Annotated in this window: 18 protein-coding genes; 15 read left to right on the top strand and 3 right to left on the bottom strand. The window is 64.2% G+C overall.

Features of this window, described 5'->3' with window-relative positions:
• The first annotated feature begins 26 nt into the window (after positions 1-26).
• From AC5RU9_RS14940 to wsfD, 5 genes are all read left to right on the top strand, one after another.
• Positions 27-209, top strand: a complete 183-nt coding sequence (locus AC5RU9_RS14940; protein WP_159703403.1) for a hypothetical protein — start codon at positions 27-29, stop codon at positions 207-209.
• Between the two features lie 92 nt (positions 210-301).
• Complete coding sequence (locus AC5RU9_RS14935) at positions 302-1,663, top strand: XrtP-associated glycosyltransferase (protein WP_494017048.1); 1,362 nt, start codon at positions 302-304, stop codon at positions 1,661-1,663.
• A complete protein-coding gene (gene xrtS / locus AC5RU9_RS14930) occupies positions 1,663-2,259 on the top strand; it encodes an exosortase S (RefSeq protein ID WP_211712888.1) in 597 nt (198 codons plus the stop codon). The genes AC5RU9_RS14935 and xrtS overlap by 1 nt, the downstream gene beginning before the upstream one ends.
• The gene (locus tag AC5RU9_RS14925) at positions 2,249-3,142 is read left to right on the top strand and encodes a septum formation family protein (protein ID WP_494017047.1); all 894 of its coding nucleotides are present in this window, start codon (positions 2,249-2,251) and stop codon (positions 3,140-3,142) included. Before xrtS ends, AC5RU9_RS14925 begins: the two co-directional genes overlap by 11 nt.
• Positions 3,135-4,802, top strand: coding sequence for a glycan biosynthesis hexose transferase WsfD (wsfD, locus tag AC5RU9_RS14920; RefSeq protein ID WP_494017046.1), 1,668 nt, complete (start codon positions 3,135-3,137; stop codon positions 4,800-4,802). Before AC5RU9_RS14925 ends, wsfD begins: the two co-directional genes overlap by 8 nt.
• Here the strand turns inward: wsfD and AC5RU9_RS14915 are convergent.
• From AC5RU9_RS14915 to AC5RU9_RS14905, 3 genes are read right to left on the bottom strand one after another with little or no spacing between them, the layout of a single operon-like run.
• Positions 4,776-5,417, bottom strand: a complete 642-nt coding sequence (locus AC5RU9_RS14915) for a hypothetical protein (protein WP_494017045.1) — start codon at positions 5,415-5,417, stop codon at positions 4,776-4,778. The genes wsfD and AC5RU9_RS14915 overlap by 27 nt on opposite strands.
• Complete coding sequence (locus tag AC5RU9_RS14910) at positions 5,411-6,631, bottom strand: hypothetical protein (RefSeq protein ID WP_494017044.1); 1,221 nt, start codon at positions 6,629-6,631, stop codon at positions 5,411-5,413. The genes AC5RU9_RS14915 and AC5RU9_RS14910 overlap by 7 nt, the downstream gene beginning before the upstream one ends.
• Positions 6,628-7,857, bottom strand: a complete 1,230-nt coding sequence (locus AC5RU9_RS14905) for a sensor histidine kinase (RefSeq protein WP_494017043.1) — start codon at positions 7,855-7,857, stop codon at positions 6,628-6,630. Before AC5RU9_RS14905 ends, AC5RU9_RS14910 begins: the two co-directional genes overlap by 4 nt.
• Before the next feature lie 72 nt (positions 7,858-7,929).
• On the opposite strand from AC5RU9_RS14905, the gene AC5RU9_RS14900 reads away from it, so the two are divergent.
• The 10 genes from AC5RU9_RS14900 to iolD all read left to right on the top strand — a co-directional run bounded on the left by AC5RU9_RS14900 (position 7,930) and on the right by iolD (position 20,513).
• A complete protein-coding gene (locus tag AC5RU9_RS14900) occupies positions 7,930-8,598 on the top strand; it encodes a response regulator (RefSeq protein ID WP_494017042.1) in 669 nt (222 codons plus the stop codon).
• Positions 8,599-8,678: 80 nt separating this feature from the next.
• Positions 8,679-11,222 carry a DNA helicase PcrA gene (gene pcrA, locus AC5RU9_RS14895; protein WP_494017041.1) on the top strand — a complete coding sequence of 848 codons (2,544 nt, stop codon included), beginning with the start codon at positions 8,679-8,681 and terminating at the stop codon, positions 11,220-11,222.
• Between the two features lie 151 nt (positions 11,223-11,373).
• Positions 11,374-12,822 carry a putative Ig domain-containing protein gene (locus AC5RU9_RS14890; RefSeq protein ID WP_494017040.1) on the top strand — a complete coding sequence of 483 codons (1,449 nt, stop codon included), beginning with the start codon at positions 11,374-11,376 and terminating at the stop codon, positions 12,820-12,822.
• Positions 12,822-13,520, top strand: coding sequence for a hypothetical protein (locus tag AC5RU9_RS14885; RefSeq protein ID WP_494017039.1), 699 nt, complete (start codon positions 12,822-12,824; stop codon positions 13,518-13,520). The genes AC5RU9_RS14890 and AC5RU9_RS14885 overlap by 1 nt, the downstream gene beginning before the upstream one ends.
• A gap of 253 nt (positions 13,521-13,773) precedes the next feature.
• Positions 13,774-14,943 (top strand): ADP-forming succinate--CoA ligase subunit beta, encoded by a 1,170-nt coding sequence (sucC, locus tag AC5RU9_RS14880; protein ID WP_211712897.1) that lies wholly within the window; start codon positions 13,774-13,776, stop codon positions 14,941-14,943.
• Between the two features lie 12 nt (positions 14,944-14,955).
• Positions 14,956-15,858 (top strand): succinate--CoA ligase subunit alpha, encoded by a 903-nt coding sequence (gene sucD / locus AC5RU9_RS14875; protein WP_211712898.1) that lies wholly within the window; start codon positions 14,956-14,958, stop codon positions 15,856-15,858.
• A gap of 168 nt (positions 15,859-16,026) precedes the next feature.
• A complete protein-coding gene (locus tag AC5RU9_RS14870) occupies positions 16,027-16,431 on the top strand; it encodes a tautomerase family protein (RefSeq protein ID WP_494017038.1) in 405 nt (134 codons plus the stop codon).
• A gap of 162 nt (positions 16,432-16,593) precedes the next feature.
• On the top strand, positions 16,594-17,598 hold the full coding sequence (gene iolC, locus AC5RU9_RS14865) for a 5-dehydro-2-deoxygluconokinase (protein ID WP_494017037.1): 1,005 nt from the start codon (positions 16,594-16,596) through the stop codon (positions 17,596-17,598).
• A complete protein-coding gene (locus AC5RU9_RS14860) occupies positions 17,595-18,566 on the top strand; it encodes a Cgl0159 family (beta/alpha)8-fold protein (protein WP_494017036.1) in 972 nt (323 codons plus the stop codon). Before iolC ends, AC5RU9_RS14860 begins: the two co-directional genes overlap by 4 nt.
• A 21-nt stretch (positions 18,567-18,587) precedes the next feature.
• On the top strand, positions 18,588-20,513 hold the full coding sequence (gene iolD, locus AC5RU9_RS14855; protein ID WP_494017142.1) for a 3D-(3,5/4)-trihydroxycyclohexane-1,2-dione acylhydrolase (decyclizing): 1,926 nt from the start codon (positions 18,588-18,590) through the stop codon (positions 20,511-20,513).
• Positions 20,514-20,549 lie beyond the last annotated feature (36 nt).

The following is a 20,549-nucleotide window of genomic DNA, read 5'->3' as shown; positions in this document are numbered from 1 at the left end:
AGGCAACAGCGAAAGGAGAACGCCTCATGTACGGCCATAACTGGACTGCAGGCGGCACAGCAGCCGGCGGTACCGCCCTCGCTGTTACCGGTGCCCCAACCCTTGGTTGGGTCATCCTGGTGGGTGTCGCACTGCTGATTACCGGCTTCGTGGTCCTGCGTAACAGCAGGCTCAAGGCTGCGAAGCGGGATACGGGCCCCAACCCGTAGCACCACCGGCGGGACGGCTCCTGCAAGGGCCGTCCCGCCACCCCCTACCTCCCATCCCGGCCGATCGGCCAAGCCCCAAGCATCGGAAATACATGTCGGTACTCGAATCCGCCCAGGCATTGGCTTTTGTGCTGCTGGTGGTTTTTCTGTCGTACATCCTGGTGATCCTGGTCCCGTTCCTTCGGCGAAAGCCTGATCCCGAAGGCGATCCCGGCAGCTTCTCGTGGCATGTGTTCATCCCGTGCCGTGACGAGGAAGTGGTGATCGGCAAGACCCTTGAACTGCTCCGGGCGCAATTCCCGCAGGCCCACGTCTGGGTTGTCGACGACGACAGCGACGACGCCACTGCGGACCTCGTCAGCGCGGCCTCCCACCAGGACGACATGATCCACCTGGTCCGCCGCCGGCGTCCGCTCGCGCGCACCGGTAAGGGCGACGCCCTTAACGCCGCCTACCGGTCGTTGGACTCATGGCTGCCCGCCGGCGTCGACCGTTCTTCGGTGATCGTCCTGGTGGTCGACGCCGATGGCCACCTTGCCGGCAATGCCTTCCGGCAGGCGGCCGGTCCGCTCGCATTCGGTGACCCCGAGGTAGGTGCCGCCCAGACCGCCGTCTGGATGTCCAACCTGGACGATCCCGACCTCCAGGGCGGCACAGGCCGGGAACGGATCAAGCGCTCGTTCGGCCGCTACCTGGTCCTGATGCAGGACATGGAATTCAGGACCACCATCGCGGCCATGCAGTCCCTGAGGCGGCACACGCTGACGGTCGGGTTGGGCGGAAACGGCCAATTTACCCGGTTGTCCGCGCTCGATGCCATCGCCAGGACCTCAGGCCAGCCATGGCACGGTGCCTTGCTGGAGGACTACGAACTGGCCATCCACATCATGCTGGGCGGCTACAAAACGGTCTACATGCATGACACGCACGTGGCCCAGGAAGCTCTGCCGGACCTGCGGCGGCTCCTGACACAACGGACGCGCTGGTGCCACGGCGGGATGCAGTGCAGCACCTACCTGAAACGGATCTTTGAGTCGCCGTACTTCAGCAACGTCGGCGCCATCGAATCCAGCTACTTCCTCATTCAGCCCTTCATCCAGATCATCGGCCTGGTGCTGTGGCCCACCCTGTTTGTCACCATGGTGGCCCAAGGTGCCCTGACCATGGGCAGCTTCGCGGCGTGGATCTCGGCCGCGTGGTTCATCATCCCCTTGATCTTCGCAACGGGCGTCCTGCCTTTCGCCCTGTGGGGGCTCGTGTACAGGCGGCAAGTCACTCCGGAAAAGAACTTCATGACCGGCGTCGTGTGGGGCCTTGGCTATTGGCTTTACATGTACCAGAACTACGTCACCGTGCTGAGGGCAACGTACCGCCTCATCACGGGCCGGCACGGGTGGGCGAAAACACGCCGCAACCATGAGGCCGACGTCAAACTACTAGCGAAGGAAGCCTAGTGGCTGCGAGCGCCAACCTCAGCGATGTCAACGTTCCCCGGGGGCCACGCGCCATCCCCGCGCAGAAGGCCCGTGGCGGAGGGATGCTCGGGTTGCTGTTCCTGGCCGCTGCCACGGTGGCCATGCTGCAGCAGGACCACATCAGGGCAGCGGAAGCCTGGCTCATGGCCACGGTTTTCGACGGGATCCTGGGCGGGGCGTCCTACAGCGTGGACGACATCATCTTCCACAACGTGGGGGCGGGCCAGCCCTACGCCCTCATGGTGACAGGACTGTGCTCCAGCGCGGTTCTCCTGACGCCCATCGCCGCCCTGGCGGGGATCCTGTTCCTGATGGGGCGGATTCCCGTGTCGCGGCTCATGCCTGCTGCCCTTACCGCCCTGGCTATCGTGTGCCTGAGCAACGCAACCCGGTACTTCATGATCGCCGCCGCCCAACAGAGCTGGGGCCAGCAGGGCTTTGACCTCATGCACCACTTCCTGGGTTCCTTCGTGGTGATCTTCGGTTTCGTGGCCGCAATCATCGTCCTGGTGCGTGCCGCCGTCGTCCGCAAGGACCGCCCGGTTGCCAAGCGGAGGGGGCGGCGTGCGTCCTAGACGGCTGGCCGTGCTCCCGGCTCTCGCTTTCGCTTCGGCCCTGGCCCTGACCCTGGCCCTGACCGGCTGCGGTGCCGGTGCTGCTACGGACGCGGAGGTTGGCGCGGTCTCCACGGACAGTGGAATCCGCGTGGGGCAGTGCTACCTCATTTCGACTCCCGAGGAATATGGAGCCAGTAGCCATAGGGGTCCGGCGGTTGCGTGTTCTGAGCCGCACACCACCCAGACTTTCCTGGTGGCTGCTGTGCCCCAGCCGCTGTCCGAGGAGACGGAGCGTCCCCTGCACGAGCAACTCCAGAACCTCACCGCCCGTTTATGCCCGGCCGCGGAACTGCGCAGGTACCTTGGCGGCACGGAGCGCGATGCCACCACAGGAATGGCAATCACTGGTTACTATCCCACCCGCGCTGACTGGTCGGCTGGCAGCAGGACCGTGCGTTGCGACGTCCTGACAACCACGGCTGATATGGCTCCCAGGGAGAGCAGGGGCGACCTCAAAGGCGCCCTGGCTGGGCCGGGCTCCGCTCCGATCCGGCTTTGCTACGTCCAGGAAATCAAAGACGGCGTGCTGGGTTCCGAAGGTTCGGACACGTCCTGTTCCGAGCCGCATACTACTGAGGATGTCAGTGCCTGGTTTGGCCAGGACGCTTCGTTGGTGCCATTGGCCGCGCAGCAGGAACGCTGCCTTCCTTTCGTGCTCGATTTCCTGAACGTGGATGTTCTCCCCGCAGATGTGGAAGTTCGGCCGATAGTGCGCGTCGACGGCGGTGCGCGGGCTGTCCGTTGTGGCGTGGCACCGCGGCAGTCAGCGGGCCCTGAACGCTGGACCGGGACCCTTGCACCCGTTGCCGGCACGGTGAGTGGGGAAGTAGCCAATGGTTGAGACGACGGTTGGAAAATCAGCCAAGCCCGACGTCGAGGAGTTCGCTCCCGTTCCGGTGAGGTCCGGCATGGGCCCACGGCCGGGCCCGCTGCGTATGGCGGGGAGGTTCCTCGCGCGGACGTTCGGTCCCGGAGAACTGACCCTGGGGGGAGTCCGAACCCCGGCCCTCGTTGCTGGGCTGGTATCCGCCATTGCGATGCTGGTGCGGCTGTTTGTGCCGGGTCCGGTGGGGGTGGGCGACCAGGGAGATGGCAATGGCCTGGTCTGTTCCCTGGGCGTAAGTAACGTCCGGCCTTGGGACTACGCAGATTTCACGCGGTTCATCTATCCCAGCTGGACAGCCCATCCGCTGGTGGGTGAAGCCTGCGGTGCCGCCGGATCCGGTGAGCCGGTCTACTCGTCCCAGCTGGCCTTCCTGTGGTTGGGGAAGCTGGTTACCCCGCTCTTTGGCTGGGGTGGTGGTCTGGATATGCGGGCAGTGGGCATCGTCTGCTGCCTGGTTTTCGGCCTGTTGATCGCCGCGCTGGTTGCTGTGCTCCCGGGTCGTGCCAGCTTCCGGGTTCTCGTCGCCGCCTTGGTGACCGTGGTGATGGCCGACGGCGTTTTCGCTGATTTTTTCATCTCTCCCTACCCCGAACCCGCGGCTTTCCTGGGAACGCTGGGGTTGTTGGTGGCCCTGTTGAACTACTGGAACGGTGCCCGGAGCCGCTGGGTGACCATCCTGCCGGTGGTCGGTGCCGGCGTATTCACCATCGCGGCCAAACCCGAGATGGTGTCGTGGCTGCCTGTGCTGGCGTTGGCATTGTTGTGGTTGCCGCAGGGGAGCACGCGACGCTCAGGGCGCCGCGCACCAGAAGGAAGCCGATGGCGTCGTTTCGCGATGCCGCTGGTGGCGATCACGGCCATTGCAGCCTTCACCGTGGCCTTCATGGCGGCGCAACCGAAGCGCACTGCCGACCTCAACATCTACAACGCGGTCTTCGCTGAACTGCTGCCCCACAGTCCCACCCCGGAGGAGGATCTGAAATGGTTGGGCCTTGATCCGGGATTTGTTGCCGCGAGTGGCACTACAGTCGCGTCGCCGCGGTCGGCTGCGCTGAACCCGAGGTTCCACGAATTCCAGGAACAGGTGGGCGCGGGCAGGCTCGCAGCTTTCTACCTCACCCATCCTGAACGGCTCATTGGGATGGGCGAACGCGGGATCACCGCCATGCTGACACCTGAACTGGGCTACATCGGTTCGTTCATGGAGGGCCAGGGCCACGAGCCGTTCGCCAAGGACCGCCGCTTCCCGGTGGTGTTGGGTTTGTTCACCGCATTGAAGGCGGCACCCGTTGCCTTGGTGGCAATGCAACTGCTGACGCTGCTGCTTGGACTGGCTGTGGCCTTCCGCAAGAAGGCCGCCGTGGGACGCGTGGCAGTGGTGGTGGTCGTGGCAGGGTGGCTGCAGTTCTGGGTGGTCATACTGGGGTCCGGGCAGCCCGAGATCTATCGGCAGCTCCTGGTTTCCGGGTTCCACGCCGCACTATGCGTGCCGCTGCTGGTTGCACTGACCAGCATCCTCGCGTCCGGGCCGGAGAAGGCGCTGCAGCAAACTGCACCTCAAGCCATGCCGGAGGCGGGACCGGAGGAGCTACGTGATCCAGCCGTCAGTGCTTAGCTGCTTCCGCAGGCTGATCACGTTGCCGAGCCTGATCCCGGCGGCTGCGTACCGCTGCCTGATCCGGTGCAGGTGGGCTTTGACGGTTTGTTCGCTGATTCCCATGGCATCTGCCACGCCGCGCACAGGCATGGCTTCGCTGCCCAGGTAGAGTTCCGCGAGGCGTTGTTCACGAAGCGACAGCTTGATCCGCACCGGTGCCGTGTCCACCATGACGGCCGCGACTTCCGGGGGCACATAGAGCTTCCCCCTGGCCACGGAGCGGATGGCGTGCTCTATGTACTGGGGTCCGGCGGCCTTTGGCACGTACCCCAGGGCCCCTGCGGCGCAGGCTGCCCCGGCGTCCCACCCATCCAAGGCGGTGGCAAGGACGACGACGCGGAGGCCAGCCCCCACCAAATGGCGCACGGCTGGTACCAGCTCCTCGTGGCTGTCCACGGTGCCCAGCACAGCGACATCTATCCCTAGTGCGGCCCAGCCCTCGCCCTGGTCCCCGGGCGGCAGGGCGGTGGAACTGGCCCTGATCACCAAGTCCGGCGCGTGGCAGCGGAGCCAGGCGTCCAGGGTGTCGATCATTAATTGGTGGTGATCCACCACCAGCACCCGCGTCACCATTGCCGGGGCGCTTTCACGTGGACCATGATGCTGGCGCCGCTGGGGTCCGTTTGAACCCGGGGGACACCCAGGGTTTCCAGTTCGCTCCACAAGGCGGGGGTGCAGCGGCTGGGATTAAGGTTGCGCACCCTCCACGTGATCAGGATGCGGTCATCCAGGTCAGGCTCAAGGAAGACCTGGAGGTTGCCGCCGGCTTCCGCGCTGCCGCGCTCGTGACCGCCGGCTTCCGCGCTGCCGCGCTCGTGACCGCCGGCTTCCGCGCTGCCGCGCTCGGGACCGCCGCGCTCGTGACCGCCGACGGGGGTTGCCAGAAGCATGGTCACCGCCAGGACCGCCAATCGTTGCGCCTGCGGGATGCGCTCGGCAAGGTCCGGCTGGGCAGCCACGGCCACCGTGGACTCCATCTTGGCCAAGCCCAGCGCGGCGACCAGCCACGTACTGGATTGCAGCAACATCAACTGCCCCCTTAGTTGTGAGGCCAAAGCCTGCGCTTCTTCGGCCACCGTTGGATCCAGGGGAAGGTGCTGGTTCCTGGCCACCTTGGCGAACAGTTCCTGTATTTGGTGATGTGTCTGTGCCAACACGTCGGACGGCGCGGGTAGGTGTGCATCAGCGGGTCGTTCTTCCATGAAGGGCAATGCGTTTCCCTGCCGGGACACGGCCTGTTCCAGCCGGCTTTGGATGCCGATGACCGCCAGGGCTCCCAAAAGTCCCGGAATGAGGGTGATGAAGAAAATGAAGAGCCCTTCCCCGGACCCGAAACGGGGCGTCGTAGCGTAGTAGGCGCCGCTGAGGGCCGCGTTGACTCCCACCAGGAACAGGAAACCCATGAGGTCCCACCGCATGCTCAACAGAAAAACCAGGGCCGTCCCCATGAGGACGTTGAAGGCCAACGCGTTATAACCGGAGGCCAAGGTGACCGTACTCGCCGTCGCGAATCCGGAGGCAACGGATGTACCGAGCCAGCCCAGCCGCAGCCACGGCAAGTACGAGGCCCTGGTCTTTGGATCTGAAGCGAACAGCGCAAGAGTGAATCCCAGCAGGTCGAAGGCCTGCGCGCCCAGCCTCATCAGGTCCCGGTCGCTTCCGTCCAAGGAGTTGGCGGACGTGACAAAGGAGACCGACCAGACGGTGAGGGTCCCGGCTAAAAGGATGCTGCGGGAAAGGAACAGCGGACCGGCTTTGCCCGAGATGTAGGGGCGTTCCGGCTTCATGCTGTGTCCACGTCCAGGACCACGGTGGTGCCACGGCCGGGAGCGGAAAGCACCCTGGCGTGGCCGCCCACGTCGTTCATGCGCTGCACCACTGATTGCCGTAGGCCGAAGCGCTCCGCTGGCACAGCGTCTGCGTTGAAACCGGAGCCCGCGTCGCTGATCAGCACCGAAACCGCTGAGCCCGACCTTGAGACGAGGACATCGACGTGGTCCGTGCCCGCGTGCCGGGCTGCGTTGACCATGCACTCTTCTGCCGCGTCAACAAGCGCCCTTTGAAGGTTGTCCGGCAGCGCACCGGCCTCACCGAAGACTTCGACCGTGAAAAGCTTGCCGCTGTGGCGCCCGGCCCGGTCCCTGAGCACCTCGGCAAGTTCAGGAACAGTGGAAGGTTCGACGACGGCCACCCCGGCCTGGGTGCGCGGCACGCCGTCGCCGCTGCTCGCCGGGGCGACGGCAGCGGCAGCTGCGGTGGGTCCCGAACCCAGCCCGCCGGCGTCGTGCGTGGCGGAGGCCAGCAGGGCACGCAACTCGTCGGGGTCGGCCCCGGCCCCACCGCGGGCGAGCACCGTCAACGTCCTCAGGGTCGTGTCGTGGAGGAGCCGGGCCTGGGCCATGGCGGTGTCGGCCGCATCCCGCGCCAGGGCCTGGGCCGTGGCCGATTCCTGCCGGATCGCCTGGTCATCGCAGTGGATGGCCACGGCCTTTGGTGCTGAATGGCGGATGACGAGCATGACGAACCAGGCACCCAGGACCGTCAGCACGGTGGTGGGGCCCAGGCGATGGATCACGGACACAGTGTAGGTGTGCCCGAATACCAACAGACCGAGGAACGCGGTAAACAGAACGGACCGCCACGTGTTCCGTAACGCCAGGACCAGGACGGAGCTTGTAGCCAGCAGAACCGAATGTGCCAGGAGCAGGGAGTCGGAGTCCTGCCGGTACGTGACTCCGGCCAAAAGCTCGGACAAGGTGATGAGGGCCAGGACGGTGACCAGCCGGACGGGCCAGGCATCAGTGCGCAGCATCGCGGCAAGGCAGGAGATAAGGACAACCACAACAGCGGTGGTGGCGGGGCTTCGCCACGCGGGTCCGTCGCTGGCCGGCCTGGCGTAGATCCATGCGGCCGCAACAAAAACAAAGCTGACCACGGCCCCGCCGCGGGCCAATAAATCCGAACTACCCAGAGCCTCCCGGCTGGCCACCGGTCGGTCGATCCATGCCCCCATGAATGTCTCCCCCGAAACGTGTCACCTAATATGGTGACGACTTAGGCAGAATCATATGTGGGGAGGTCCAAAATGCTGCGCTACCCACTATCCCGACCCACCATCGAAGTGGACATCGTCGAAGACCACGCGGTCCTGCGTGAGGGCCTCGCCCAATGGATCCAAGCGAATGCCCCAGGGATCCGCGTCGTGGGAAAGTTCGCCTCCTGGGCCGAAGCTGCCGCCCACATCGGAGCCCTCTCGGATGTCGTGGTCCTGGACGTCCTGCTGGGCGACCATGTGCCGCTGCGCGCCAAAATCCAGGCAATCCTGTCCGCCGGACCCCAAGTGGTGGTCTGCAGCTCAGTCCTGGATCCAGCAGTGATGAGGCAGGCCATAGCGGCGGGCGCCCTGGCGTACATCCCCAAGACCGTGGCGGCAGGGGTGGTGGAAAATGCGATCCGCAACGCAGCGCTGGGAGAGCCTTACATTACGGCGGAAGTCGCGGCGGCACTGGATTCCGAGCGGTCCGGGCCGGTGTTGTCGGCCCGGGAACACCAGGTTGTGTCCCTTTATCTGGGCGGAACCGCCGGAACCCTTGCCGAGACGGCCAACGTCCTGGGGATCTCCGTCGATGGGGTGAAGAAGCACCTGGCTTCGGTGCGACGCAAGTTCCAGGACGGTCCCGAACCACTGACCAGGCTCGCACTCAGGGACAGGCTGGTTGCAGGAGGCTGGCTGGTGGAGGACCCAAACCACTAGTGCAGGGAAAGGCATGTAACCCGGGCCTGTGGACAACGCGCCGCTGACTGTCAGGGGCACCGCCTAGACTGGTAGGCACCATGGATATGTTGTTCGACCCCTACGCAGACGGACCCTTCAAAGCAGGCACCAAAGCCGCAGTCAAGGCTGCCCCGGAGCTTTCCGGCTCCGGTGGAGGCGCGGGTGGCGCCCGACTGCAGGAGGGCAGCGGCGGCTCATCGGGCCCTTCCGAGGGTCCTGCCTCCGGAGGGTGGAGCAACCACGGCGCCTCTGGCCTGCCCTCCGCGGATGCGCTCCTCCAAGGGCTGAACCCGCAGCAGGAAGAAGCGGTCAAGCACGCCGGAAGCCCCTTGCTGATCGTGGCTGGTGCCGGTTCGGGCAAGACCCGCGTCCTGAGTAACCGCATCGCCTACCTCATCGCTACCAAACGCGCCCACCACGGCGAGATCCTGGCCATCACCTTCACCAACAAAGCCGCCGCCGAGATGCGCGAACGCATCGAGGCATTGGTAGGTGCCCGTGCCAAGGCCATGTGGATCTCCACGTTCCACTCCTCCTGCGTTCGCATCCTGCGCAGGGAGGCTGCGAATGTTGGCCTCAACTCGAACTTCTCCATTTACGACTCCGCGGATTCGCTGCGCCTGATCACACTGGTGTCCAAAAACCTGGACCTGGATCCCAAGAAGTTCCCGCCAAAAGCCATCCAACACAAGATCTCCGCCCTGAAAAATGAGCTGATCGACGCCGACTCCTTCATTTCCTCGGCAAACCACAACGACCCCTTTGAGCAGGCCGTGGCAGAGGTCTTCAAGGGTTACGCCCAAAGGCTGCGCCAAGCCAATGCCATGGACTTCGATGACCTCATTGCGGAGACCGTCTACATGTTCCGGGCCTTCCCGGCGCTCGCAGAGTCCTACCGGCGGCGTTTCCGGCACGTCCTGGTGGACGAGTACCAGGACACCAACCATGCCCAGTACGCGCTGGTCCGGGAGATTGTGGGCCTGGGAAGCGATAGCGGGGTTGAACCGAGCGAACTAACTGTGGTGGGCGATTCCGATCAGTCCATCTACGCTTTCCGCGGCGCGGACATCCGCAACATCGTGGAATTCGAAGCCGACTACCCCAATGCCCGGACCATCAAGCTTGAACAGAACTACCGCTCCACGCAGAACATCCTCAGCGCCGCCAACTCGGTGATCTCCCGCAACCCCAACCGGCAGGAGAAGCGCTTGTGGACTGCCGAGGGCGATGGGGAGAAAATCGTCGGCTACGTGGGCGAGAACGAACATGACGAAGCCCAGTTCATCGCCAAGGAAATCGACCGGCTGCAGGACGAGGACGGGCTGCGCCCAGGCGATGTCGCCATCTTCTACCGGACCAATGCGCAGTCACGGTCCATCGAAGACGTCCTGGTCCGGGTGGGCCTGCCGTACAAGGTTGTAGGCGGCACTCGCTTCTACGAGCGCAAGGAAATCAAGGACGCCCTGGCGTACCTGCGCGTCCTGGTGAACCCGGACGACGACGTCAACCTCCGCCGCGTACTGAACGAACCCAAGCGGGGGATCGGCGACCGTGCGGAGGGTGCTGTCGCGGCCTTGGCGGAGCGGGAACGGACGTCTTTTATGGCGGCCGCACGCCGGGCAGACCAAGCTCCGGGCATGGCTACCCGCTCCGTGAACGCGGTGCTCGGATTCGTGAAACTCCTGGACGACCTCGCCGAGGTTGCTTCCGGGTCCGGCGCCGCGGCTGCACTGGAAGCGGTGCTGGAACAGACCGGTTACCTCGCCGGACTGCGTGCAAGCAATGACCCGCAGGACGAATCCCGGGTGGAGAACCTCGCCGAACTGGTGGCCGTGGTCCGCGAATATGAACGCGACAACCCCGAAGGCACGCTCGGTGAGTTCCTGGAACAGGTCTCCCTGGTGGCCGACGCAGACCAGATCCCTGACGCCCCGGGCGCGGATATCGACGCCGCAGTGGCAGAGGCCAAGCGTATGGGTGTGGTGACGCTGATGACGTTGCACACTGCCAAGGGCCTGGAGTTCCCGGTGGTATTCCTGACCGGCATGGAGCACGGGATCTTCCCGCACCAGCGCTCGGCCACGGATCCCAAGGAACTGGCCGAAGAACGGCGCCTGGCCTACGTGGGCCTGACGCGTGCCCGCAAACGGCTGTACGTCACACGCTCCGAGGTCCGGAGCATGTGGGGCCAGAGCCAGTACAACCCGGCCAGCCAGTTCCTCGAGGAGATTCCGTCCGAGCTGGTGGAGTGGAAGCGTGAAGGCATGAGCCGCCAGGCCGGCGGTTGGGGCAGTGCCCCTATCGGCTCCAATCGTTACGGTGGTTCGTTCTGGGGTGCGGGTACTTCCCGAGGAGCCGCCGCCAGCCCCACCGCAGGTTTCGACGCAGACGTTCCGGCCGCCGTCGCACGCAACAGGGTGCAGCCACAGAAGGAAGTCATTTCGGTGGTGGTGGGGGACAAGGTCAACCACACGAGCTTCGGCAACGGCGTGGTTCTCGGTGTTGAGGGCGCGGGGGACAAGACCGTGGCGAAGGTAAAGTTCGACGTCGGCGAGAAGCGGCTGCTGCTGCGTTACGCCCCGCTGACCAAACTGGATGCCTAGACTTTCGCAGCCCCGCCCCTTCGCCGCCAGCCATTGCCACGGGCGCAACACACCCCTAGACTGACCGGGCGTTGCGTTTGGGGCGGATGTGACTCTGACCCCGCCTGCGCGCCGCCTGAAAAGTTGCATTCCTGTTGGGGGAAGGACGCGCATGCGCGCCATGGTTGGGGCAGACGGATTTGCCGGTAAGGCCGTAAAAATGACGCTGACGGGAGTCCTGGCTGCTGCTTTGGCGCTCCAGTTCGCCCCGGCAGGAGTCGCCGATGCCGACGCTTCTCCGCCGCCCACTGCGCCTGCTGCCTCGGCGAGTCCGGCACCGGCGCAGGCTCCACCGGCCACGGAACCTCCGGCACCGACGCAGGCTCCACCGGCCACGGAACCTCCGGCACCGACGCAGGCTCCACCGGCCACGGAACCTCCCGTCGTCGTGCCAGAGACCGCGCCAACGCCTACGCCCGATGCTTTGGTCCAGGCTGCAGAGCCAATCATTGTGACGCCCGGCAACCTGCGTGCTTTTCTCGGCAAGAAGTTTGAAGAATCGTTGACGATTACGGGAGGGACAGCCCCGTACAAGGTGTCAGCGACCAATGTTCCCGAGGGATTGTCCTTTGATCCGTCAACACTGACGTTCTCGGGTATCCCCACGAATTCAGGGTCCTCGGCGATTGTAAAGGTGACTGATTCGTCGCAACCGCAGCAGACGGTGGAGGCACCCGTCTACATCGACGTTGCTACCTATTGGGAGCCCTCCGTGTACCCGGCTGTCGGTGGGCTGCCGCCCGGCTACGGAAGCTTCCCTGACGGGGTGGTGGGAAGGCAGTACGAGGTTCCACTGGGCTATACCGGGTCCGATCTTCAGAACGTGACCGTTGCCTTGCTGTCCGGACAACTTCCGACAGGGTTAAGCTTGGCCCAAGAAAGGGTTCACAGCGTGCCCACCAGTGCCGGCACCTACCGGTTCACTCTGCGGGTCCAGGACCGGTACGGCTCCAGAGACCAGAGTTTCAGCATCATTGTTCACGAACTGGGCATGGAAACGGCAGGGTATCCCGTGCCGCCGGCAGTGCTCGGGGAGCCTTACTCCGCAAGGATCGCCTCCGCTACGGGAGGTGTGGCGCCCTATGTCTTCGGCTATGCCACGCAGCGGCACTTCGCCGGCGGCCTCAGCTCGAGCGACCCTGGTCCGGACGGGTTGTACATGGACGCGAATGGGTATCTCACAGGCACGCCCACCCGGCCTGGTTCATTTTTGATACGTGTCTATGTCCGGGACGGTGATGCTCTGACCCAGGACATCTTCTGGACCACCGTAACCGTTCTCGAAACCCGGCCTCCGGACACGGCACCGCCTCCCGCAGCGAACCCGCCCCTGGACGTCGTACCTCCAGCACCTCCAGCAGTGGTACTTCCGGCTGGGACCCTGGAGTCGTCGTCGGACGCTGGACTGATTGAGGCCGAACTGGCGGCCACCGGCGTCCAATCCGGAAGGCTCAGCACCAGCTTGTGGGCCGTCGCAGGCCTTCTGACGATGGGATTCGTGTTGGCTGCAACGGGCAGCCGGCGGCGTCGCGCCGGGCGGAGCGGCGCCCGACGGGCATAATGAAGGGCATGCGACGGTTTGCGTGGGGGATTCTTGCCGCCTTGGTCATGGTTCTGGCTTCGGGCTGTTCCTTTGCCACCAAGGATCCGGACTATGTCCCGCCGGCGCCTTTGCCTCCACTGCAGCAGCTCCAGCAGGTTCCGGTCACTGAACAGACGGCCTTGTCCGTCGGCGGGGACGTGACAGCGTTCGTCACCGCCGACCGGAACATCGTCTGTGCCATGACCTCGTCCCGTGGCGGGCACCTCAACCTGCCGTATGAGGCCAATACGTATTCGGACGCGGCGAACAACAAGTTTGCGGTGGTCCCGGTGGTGCACTGTGAGTTGGCAAAGTACGGCAAGCCGGACGTTGCGGACATCGCCGACGACTGTGCGGGCACCGGCCTGGGGTACCTTGGCGGGACAGTGCTGCTGTCCCCGGATGAAGCGGTCTATGGCGCGTGCCGTTCCGGCGTAACACAAATGGAGTCCGAGTTCGGGCCCAAAGGAAGCCGCAACGGCCCCATTTCCAAGCTGCGCGAGCTGGCAGACGGGCAGAACATCGAGCGCAACGGGCTTCGATGCTCGGCCTATAACAGCGGGGTCGCCTGCGGAAACGTCTCCGGTGGCGTGGCGTTCTTCGTGACGCGGGACGGGTACCAGCTGATTTCCGACGGCGGCAAAACGGTCCGTGGGACGCTGAAACAAACGCCGTAACCGGCGCCGGCCAGCCCAAAAACCGCGACTTTATGCGGTTTTTCTACATCCGATAGAAGTGTAAGGTTACTCACTTAACAGGTAGTGTGTAGCTGGCGGGACTCCCTAAAGGGCTAAAGTTCCGAGAGGACCTTACGCAATGTGACCGGCTTCAATCCGGTTGTTGACCGCGTACTCTCCGCAGCTGGCTATCGCGGTCATCGCGGTTCCCGGCTGAACAGAAAACTACTTCGACGTAGAAGGACACTAAACCGTGGACCTGTTTGAATATCAGGCGCGCGATATGTTCGAAGCGCACGGTGTACCCGTGCTCGCCGGCATCGTGGCGCACACTCCTGAAGAAGCAAAGGCAGCTGCCGAGAAGATCGGCGGCGTAACTGTCGTCAAGGCACAGGTTAAGGTTGGTGGCCGCGGCAAGGCTGGCGGCGTCAAGGTTGCCAAGACTGCCGAAGAGGCGCTTGAGCACTCCACCAACATCCTGGGCATGGACATCAAGGGCCACACCGTCAACAAGGTGATGATCGCGCAGGGTGCTGACATCGCCGAGGAATTCTACTTCTCAGTCCTCCTGGACCGAGCCAACCGCAACTACCTGGCCATGTGCTCGGTTGAGGGCGGCATGGAAATCGAGCAGCTTGCTGTCGAGCGTCCCGAGGCACTCGCCAAGATCGCGATCGACCCCGCTGTAGGCATCGACCAGGCCAAGGCCGACGAAATCGTCGCCGAAGCAGGTTTCGCTGAAGAACTGCGCGGCAAAGTGGCCGACGTCATTCTGAAGCTCTGGGACGTCTTCAAGAAGGAAGACGCAACCCTGGTTGAGGTCAACCCGCTCGTCCGCACCGGCGCAGGCGACATCGTTGCCCTCGACGGCAAGGTTTCCCTGGACGAGAACGCTGACTTCCGCCACGTGCACCACTCCACGCTGGAGGACAAGGACGCAGCTGATCCGCTCGAGGCCAAGGCCAAGGCGCAGGACCTCAACTACGTCAAGCTGGACGGCGAAGTTGGCATCATCGGCAACGGCGCCGGTCTTGTGATGTCCACCCTGGACGTCGTTGCTTACGCAGGCGAAAACCACGGCAACGTGAAGCCGGCAAACTTCCTGGACATCGGCGGTGGAGCTTCCGCCGAGGTCATGGCCAATGGCCTGGACGTCATCCTGGGCGACTCCCAGGTCAAGAGCGTGTTCGTGAACGTCTTCGGCGGCATCACCGCTTGTGACGCTGTTGCCAAGGGCATCGTTGGTGCACTGGCCGAGCTCGGTACCTCCGCGAACAAGCCGCTGGTTGTTCGCCTCGACGGCAACAACGTCGAGGAAGGCCGCCGCATCCTGACCGAGGCCAACCACCCGCTGGTTACCCTGGCCGCCACCATGGACGAGGGCGCCGACAAGGCCGCCGAGCTCGCCAACGCAGCTAAGTAAAGGGACCCGAGAATGTCTATCTACCTCAACAAAGACTCCAAGGTCATCGTTCAGGGCATCACCGGCGGCGAAGGCACCAAGCACACCGCCCTGATGCTCAAGGCCGGCACCAACATTGTTGGTGGCGTCAACGCCCGCAAGGCCGGCACCACGGTCCTGCACGGCGACAAGGAAATCAACGTCTTCGGCACCGTCAAGGAAGCCATGGCTGAAACCGGCGCTGACGTTTCCATCGTCTTCGTACCGCCGGCATTCACCAAGGATGCAGTGGTTGAAGCCATCGAAGCCGGCATCGGCCTCGTGGTTGTCATCACCGAAGGTGTTCCGGTCCAGGACTCTGCCGAATTCTGGGCACTCGCCCAGTCCAAGGTGGACGCTGACGGCAAGCAGGTTACCCGCATCATCGGACCGAACTGCCCCGGCATCATCACCCCCGGTGAAGCACTGGTTGGCATCACCCCGGCGAACATCACGGGCAAGGGCCCCATCGGCCTGGTGTCCAAGTCCGGTACCTTGACCTACCAGATGATGTACGAACTGCGCGACCTCGGTTTCTCCACCGCTATCGGTATTGGTGGCGACCCCATCATCGGCACCACACACATCGACGCCCTGGCTGCGTTCGAGGCTGACCCCGAGACCAAGGCAATCGTCATGATCGGTGAAATTGGTGGCGACGCTGAAGAGCGCGCAGCCGACTTCATCAAGGCCAACGTCACCAAGCCGGTTGTCGGCTACGTGGCAGGCTTCACGGCCCCTGAAGGCAAGACCATGGGCCACGCAGGCGCCATTGTGTCCGGCTCTGCAGGCACGGCCCAGGCGAAGAAGGAAGCCCTCGAAGCTGCAGGCGTGAAGGTCGGCAAGACGCCGTCCGAGACCGCTACGCTGCTGCGCGAAGTTTTCGCTACGCTCTAGCATTCAACGGCTGACCCCCGACGGCGGCCCGGTACCTTCCCCACGGAAGGTAACGGGCCGCCGTCGTTCTTTAAGCATTTTGTGCCGCGCAAATCCTTTGGCGACGTCTGTACACCAACCTCCTCAATTTGTTAGTATGTCAGGACAAACTATTGGAGGAGGAACACCTTGCCACTCGTTCGAATCGATCTGAACCAAGGCCGCGCGCCAGAGGAACTGGCGGCAATCAGCCGCGCCATCCACGACGCCATCCTCGCTGAATACGGAATACCGGAGCGGGACTACTTTCACATCCTCACGGAACATCCCCAGGGGCAGATCGTCGCGCAGGACGCAGGGCTTGGTTTTGAGCGGACCGCCGGCGTGGTCATGATCCAGATCTTCACCCAGGAGGGTCGAAGCCAGATGGCCAAAAGCTCCCTCTTCGAAGCCATTGCCAGTGGGTTGGCAGCTGTGGGAGTCCGTGGCGAGGACGTCTTTGTGGGCTACGTCGAAAACACTGCCGGGGACTGGTCCTTCGGCTTCGGGCGCAGCCAGTATGTCACCGGAGAACTGGCTGTTCCGCGCAAGTAAAAGCAGTCCGTGTCATGTTGTAAATATGTCAGTACAAACCTTTGACAGGACATGAAATCTGGTGCAAAGTAGTCATGTGGCCCCGCTCACTGAGGGGTGGCATGGCATCGGGGCCCAGCGCTCAGAGGTTCAGAGTTCACAAGAGAAAGGTCAACGATCATCGTGACCCACGAACTGCTCACAATCGGGCGCATCAGCGTTGATATCTACCCGAACGACATCGGAGTGGACCTGGAGGACGTGACGTCCTTCGGCAAGTACCTCGGAGGTTCGCCCTCCAACGTGGCTGTTGCTGCCGCCCGCCACGGCCGCCGCGCCGGAGTCATTACCCGCACCGGCGACGACGCTTTCGGCACCTACCTCCACCGGGAACTGCGCAAGTTCAACGTGGACGATTCGTTCGTTTCACCCGTAACGCAGTACCCCACGGCGGTGACATTCTGCGCCATCAAGCCCGCAACAGACGAATTCCCGCTCTACTTCTACGGCCGCTTTCCCACGGCCCCGGACCTGCAGATCCAGGCCGAAGAGCTCGACCTGGACGCAATCCGCGAAGCCAGGATCTTCTGGTCCACGGTGACCGGCCTGTGCCAGGAGCCCAGCCGCGGTGCACACCTCGCGGCGCACCAGGCCCGCCCCCGGACCAGCCTTAAGGAAGGCCAGTTCACCGTCCTGGACCTGGACTACCGCCCCATGTTCTGGGCCTCCGAAGAGGAAGCCCGCGCTGAGGTCGCCAAGATCCTCCCGTACGCCACGGTGGCAATCGGCAACGACAAAGAGTGCGCCGTAGCAGTCGGCGAAGGGACACCCGACGAGCAGGCCGACCGCCTGCTGGCCGCCGGCGTCGAGATCGCCGTCGTCAAGCTTGGCGCCGAAGGGGTCATGGCCAAGACACGCACCGAACGCGTCGTCTCCGCCCCGGTTCCGGTGGAAACCCTCAACGGCCTCGGAGCCGGCGACTCCTTCGGGGGCGCGTTCTGTCACGGCCTGCTGTCCGGCTGGCCGTTGTCCGAGGTCCTGGACTACGCCAACGCCTCGGGCGCGATTGTCGCCTCCCGCCTTTCGTGCGCGGATGCGATGCCGACGCCGGACGAGGTCACCTCGCTGCTCGCCGAACGCGGCCGCCCCATTCCCGGTGCCACCCTTACCGAAGGAGCAGTGCGTTGAGCCCCAACGATGACCCCCGCCGCTATGAGCACCTGAGCCGGATCCGGCTCGAAGACCCGGAGGCCGTTGCCCGCGCAGCCGCCACCCGCCGTCGTCATCCTGGCCTGAAGCACGGCGTGCAGAACTTCATCGTCGCAGCAGACCACCCGGCCCGCGGCGCCCTGTCAGTGGGCACGGACCCCATGGCCATGGCTGACCGCCGGGAACTGCTGGACCGTTTGCAGATCGCCCTGGCCAACCCGGCCGTGGATGGCATCCTCGCTTCGCCGGACATTATGGACGACCTCCTGCTCCTGGGCGCCTTGGAAGGCAAGCTCGTCTTCGGTTCCATGAACCGTGGCGGCCTCGCTGGCCTGGTCAACGAGTTCGACGACCGCTTCACCGGCCACACCGCCGCTGCCTTGGAAGCGCTCGGAGCTGACGGCGGGAAGATGCTCACCCGCATTTGCCTGGGCGACCCGGACACGGTCGCGACCCTGGAAGCCACCGCCAAGGCGATTGATTCCCTGGCTGAGCGCAAGCTCATCGCCATGGTGGAACCGTTCCTTTCGGTCCGCGATTCGCACGGCAAGGTCCGCAACGACCTCCGCGCCGATGCCGTGATCAAGTCGGTCGGTATCGCCGAAGGACTGGGTTCCACCAGCGCCTACACCTGGATGAAGTTGCCCGTTGTGGACGAGATGGAACGGGTCATGGCTTCCACGACGCTTCCCACCGTCCTGCTGGGCGGTGACCCGAGCGGCACGCAAGATGAGGTGTTCGCATCCTGGCAGGCGGCACTCGCGCTTCCGGGCGTCCGCGGCCTGACGGTGGGGCGAACCTTGCTTTACCCGCACGACGGCGATGTGGCCGGTGCCGTCGCTACGGCCGCCTCGTTGCTGAACAACCCTGCGCCCGACACAAACACCAACGCCGATGCCAACGGCCATTCCTCCTCAGACCGCATCCCCGTGAAAGTATCGGAGTAAGAAAAGATGTCTACCCACCGGATGACCGTGGCGCAGGCCGTGGTCGAGTTCCTTTCCAAGCAGTACACCGTGGATTCGGTGGCCGGTGTCGAGTACCGCGAGCGCCTGATTCCGGGCACGTTCGGTATCTTCGGGCACGGCAACGTAGCCGGTGTGGGCCAGGCGTTGAAGCAGTACCAGGCCGCGGACCCGTCCATCATGCCGTACTACCAGGGCCGCAACGAGCAGGCCCAGGTCCACCAAGCCGTGGGCTATGCCCGGCATACACGTCGCCGGCAGACGTTCGCGATCAGCACCTCCATCGGTCCGGGCTCTTCGAACCTGCTGACCGGTGCCGCATTGGCTACCACCAACCGATTGCCCGTTCTGCTGCTGCCCTCGGACACCTTCGCTACCCGCGCTGCTGACCCGGTGCTGCAGCAGTTGGAGTTGCCGCACGCGTATGACATCACGGTGAACGACGCGTTCCGGCCGTTGTCGAAGTTCTTTGACCGGGTCTCCCGGCCGGAGCAACTGTTCTCCGCGTTCCACCACGGCCTCCGGGTCCTGACTGATCCGGCCGAAACGGGCGCGGTGACGATTTCCCTGCCGCAGGACGTCCAGGCCGAAGCTTTCGATGTTCCCGAAGAGTTCCTGTCCGAACGTGAGTGGCGGATCCGCCGGCCCGAGGCCGAGGACGATGACATCCGCCGTGCCGTGGAGGCCATCCGCGCCGCTAAACGGCCTCTGATCATTGCCGGCGGCGGTGTCCTGTACGCCTACGCGAATGACGAACTTGCCAAGTTCGCTGAGCTGACGGGAATCCCGGTGGGTAACACCCAAGCCGGCGTCGGCGTCCTGCCCTGGGACCACAAGTTCTCACTCGGTGCCATCGGCTCTACCGGTACGACGGCGGCGAACGCCATCGCTGCCGAAGCGGACCTGATCATCGGGATTGGCACCCGCTACGAGGACTTCACCACCGCGTCCCGGACCGCGTTCCAGAACCCGGACGTGAAGTTCGTGAACATCAACGTCGCCCCGATCGATGCCTACAAGCACGGCACGCACTTGCCGATCGTCGCCGATGCCCGCAAGGCGCTGGTGAAGCTCAACCAGGCCTTGGGAGGTTACCGCGTGGGTGCGGACCTGGAAGAGAAGGTCGCGGCGGAGAAGAAGCGCTGGAACGCGATCGTGGACGAAGCCTTCGAAACCCGCTACACGCCGTTGCCTGCCCAGAACGAAATCATCGGCGCCACCAACAAGGCCATGGACGACCACGACGTTGTCGTTTGTGCCGCCGGGTCGCTGCCCGGTGACCTGCACAAGATGTGGCGCGTCCGGGACCCGTTCGGCTACCACGTGGAGTACGCGTACTCCTGCATGGGCTACGAAATTCCCGGCGGCCTTGGCGTCAAACGAGCAGCGCTGGCCGAAGCCGCAGCCGGCGGCCCCGACAGGGATGTGGTGGTCATGGTGGGGGACGGCTCCTACCTGATGATGCACACCGAACTGGTTACCGCCGTCGCCGAACGCATCAAACTGATCGTGGTGCTGATCCAGAACCACGGCTACGCGTCCATAGGTTCGCTGTCCGAGTCCCTCGGTTCCCAGCGCTTTGGTACCCAGTACCGGGTCCTGGACAAAGAGCAGCACAGCTTCGACGCCGGAGAGCACCTGCCCATTGACCTCGCCACGAACGCCGAGTCTCTTGGAGCGAAAGTCATTCGCATCGAACCCGGCGAAAACGTCATCGAAGCCCTCGGCGCGGCGATCAAGGAAGCCAAGGCAGCCCCGGAAACCGGTCCGATCGTGATCCACGTCGAGTCCGATCCCTTGTTGGACGCCCCGAGCTCCGAGTCCTGGTGGGACGTCCCCGTTTCGGCAGTCTCCGAGCTGGAATCCACCCAGCAGGCCTACAAGACGTACACAGACCACAAGAGCCGCCAGCGCAAGCTGCTCGGCTGAATCCCCAGACACACAGATCCCACAGACCACAAGGAA

Source organism: Arthrobacter sp. B0316-5-4 (genome assembly GCF_059090325.1).
The sequence above is the reverse complement of the archived record's forward strand: the minus strand, read 5'-3'. Positions and strand labels throughout refer to the sequence as shown.